The organism is Shigella sp. FC1544 (genome assembly GCF_001722145.1).
Lineage (GTDB): Bacteria > Pseudomonadota > Gammaproteobacteria > Enterobacterales > Enterobacteriaceae > Escherichia > Escherichia coli.
This window is the reverse complement of sequence record NZ_MECT01000229.1, coordinates 1-2,282: the sequence shown is the minus strand read 5'-3', so window position 1 is coordinate 2,282 and position 2,282 is coordinate 1. Positions and strand designations below refer to the sequence as shown.

General features: G+C 44.3%; 3 protein-coding genes and 2 pseudogenes. 4 read left to right on the top strand and 1 reads right to left on the bottom strand.

Translation table 11 applies throughout. From position 1 onward, the window contains the following. A pseudogene (locus BGK49_RS12755) lies at nucleotides 1-325 on the bottom strand (IS1 family transposase); the annotation flags it as partial. Between the two features lie 111 nt (nucleotides 326-436). On the opposite strand from BGK49_RS12755, the gene BGK49_RS12750 reads away from it, so the two are divergent. The 4 genes and pseudogenes from BGK49_RS12750 to BGK49_RS12740 form a co-directional block, all read left to right on the top strand. Further along, on the top strand, nucleotides 437-1,177 hold the full coding sequence (locus tag BGK49_RS12750) for a fimbrial chaperone (RefSeq protein ID WP_000465924.1): 741 nt from the start codon (nucleotides 437-439) through the stop codon (nucleotides 1,175-1,177). A 157-nt stretch (nucleotides 1,178-1,334) separates the two neighbouring features. After that, a pseudogene (locus tag BGK49_RS31685) lies at nucleotides 1,335-1,708 on the top strand (FimD/PapC N-terminal domain-containing protein); the annotation flags it as partial. Further along, entirely contained in the window at nucleotides 1,685-2,200 is a 516-nt protein-coding gene (locus tag BGK49_RS31680; protein ID WP_000800984.1) for a fimbria/pilus outer membrane usher protein, read from the top strand. The pseudogene BGK49_RS31685 and the gene BGK49_RS31680, both read left to right, overlap by 24 nt. Further along, the coding region (locus BGK49_RS12740; RefSeq protein WP_069375680.1) for an IS3 family transposase at nucleotides 2,181-2,282 on the top strand (102 nt) is incomplete at its 3' end. The genes BGK49_RS31680 and BGK49_RS12740, both read left to right, overlap by 20 nt.

Genomic DNA, 2,282 nt, shown 5'->3' with positions numbered 1-2,282 from the left:
TCCATTTCCGCGCAGACGATGACGTCACTGCCCGGCTGTATGCGCGAGGTTACCGACTGCGGCCTGAGTTTTTTAAGTGACGTAAAACCGTGTTGAGGCTAACGCCCATAATGCGTGCAGTTGCCCGGCATCCAACGCCATTCATGGCCATATCAATAATTTTCTGGTGCGTACCGGGTTGAGAAGCGGTGTAAGTGAACTGCAGTTGCCATGTTTTACGGCAGTGAGAGCAGAGATAGCGCTGATGTCCGGCAGTGCTTTTGCCGTTACGCACCACCCCGTCAGTAGCTGAACAGGAGGGACAGCTGATAGAAACAGAAGCCACTGGAGCACCTCAAAAACACCATCATACACTAAATCAGTAAGTTGGCAGCATCACCATAATTTCTATTTTTATATTATTCCCTGTTTTAATTAACTCTGTCAGGGATGGTTTATGTTTTTTAACACCAAACATACAACAGCTTTATGCTTCGTAACCTGTATGGCTTTTAGTTCATCATCTATTGCGGACATTGTCATTTCGGGTACTCGCGTAATATATAAAAGCGATCAAAAAAGTGTCAACATACGTCTGGAAAATAAAGGGAATAACCCGTTGCTTGTCCAGAGTTGGTTAGATACTGGCGATGACAACGCTGAGCCTGGCAATATTACAGTCCCTTTTACTGCCACGCCGCCAGTATCGCGTATTGATGCCAAACGTGGGCAAACAATCAAATTAATGTACACAGCCAGCACCTCACTGCCTAAAGACAGAGAGAGCGTGTTCTGGTTTAACGTACTGGAAGTTCCACCAAAACCAGATGCAGAAAAGGTCGCGAATCAAAGTCTGCTGCAACTGGCATTTCGCACACGTATAAAACTTTTCTATCGCCCGGATGGATTGAAGGGAAATCCCTCTGAAGCCCCGTTAGCCCTGAAGTGGTTCTGGTCAGGTTCAGAAGGTAAGGCGTCATTGCGAGTGACCAATCCAACCCCTTACTACGTCTCTTTTAGCAGTGGTGATTTAGAAGCTAGCGGTAAACGCTATCCGATTGATGTGAAAATGATTGCACCATTTAGTGATGAGGTCATGAAAGTCACTGGCCTTAATGGCAAAGCAAGTTCTGCAAAAGTACATTTTTACGCCATTAATGATTTTGGTGCCGCCATTGAAGGTAATGCCAGTCTGTAATCAGGCAAGGATATAATTCCGCAGGAAGCATAACGTGACTATAAAACCAACTAAAAATTATCATAATCATCTGACCCGTATCGCCACGTTTTGCGCGCTGCTGTATTGCAATAGTGCTTTCTGTGCTGAACTTGTTGAATATGACCATACCTTCCTGATGGGGCAGAATGCCTCAAATATTGATCTCAGCCGGTATAGTGAAGGTAACCCTGCTATACCGGGTATGTACGACGTCAGTGTTTATGTCAACGATCAACCTATTATTAACCAAAGCATTACATTTATTGAAATTGAAGGAAAAAAAACGCACAAGCCTGTATCACACTTAAGAATTTATTGCAGTTTCATATAAATTCTCCCGATATAAATAACGAAAAAGCCGTTCTGCTTGCCAGGGATGAAACACTCGGCAATTGCCTTAATTTGACGGAAATTATCCCTCAGGCTTCTGTTCGTTATGACGTTAACGAGCAACGTCTGGATATAGACGTTCCTCAGGCATGGGTAATGAAAAATTACCAAAACTATGTTGATCCATCGTTATGGGAAAATGGCATTAATGCGGCCATGTTGTCATACAACCTCAACGGATATCATAGTGAAACTCCTGGTCGAAGAAATGACAGCATTTATGCTGCTTTTAACGGTGGGATGAATTTAGGTGCATGGCGACTGCGTGCCTCAGGCAACTACAACTGGATGACCGATTCTGGCAGTAATTATGATTTTAAGAATCGGTATATACAGCGTGATATCGCCTCGCTGCGTTCTCAACTCATTCTTGGTGAGTCTTATACAACGGGCGAAACCTTTGATTCTGTCAGTATCCGCGGCATTCGTTTATACAGCGACAGCCGCATGTTGCCTCCGACATTAGCGAGTTTTGCGCCTATCATTCATGGCGTTGCTAATACCAACGCCAAAGTCACTATGAAGTGGCACACTGAATTTGGCCACCTGAACAGAGGTGATATGCTCACCTCAGAACAACACAGGTGCTCCAATGAAAAAAAGAAATTTTAGCGCAGAGTTTAAACGCGAATCCGCTCAACTGGTTGTTGACCAGAAATACACGGTGGCAGATGCCGCCAAAGCTATGGATGTT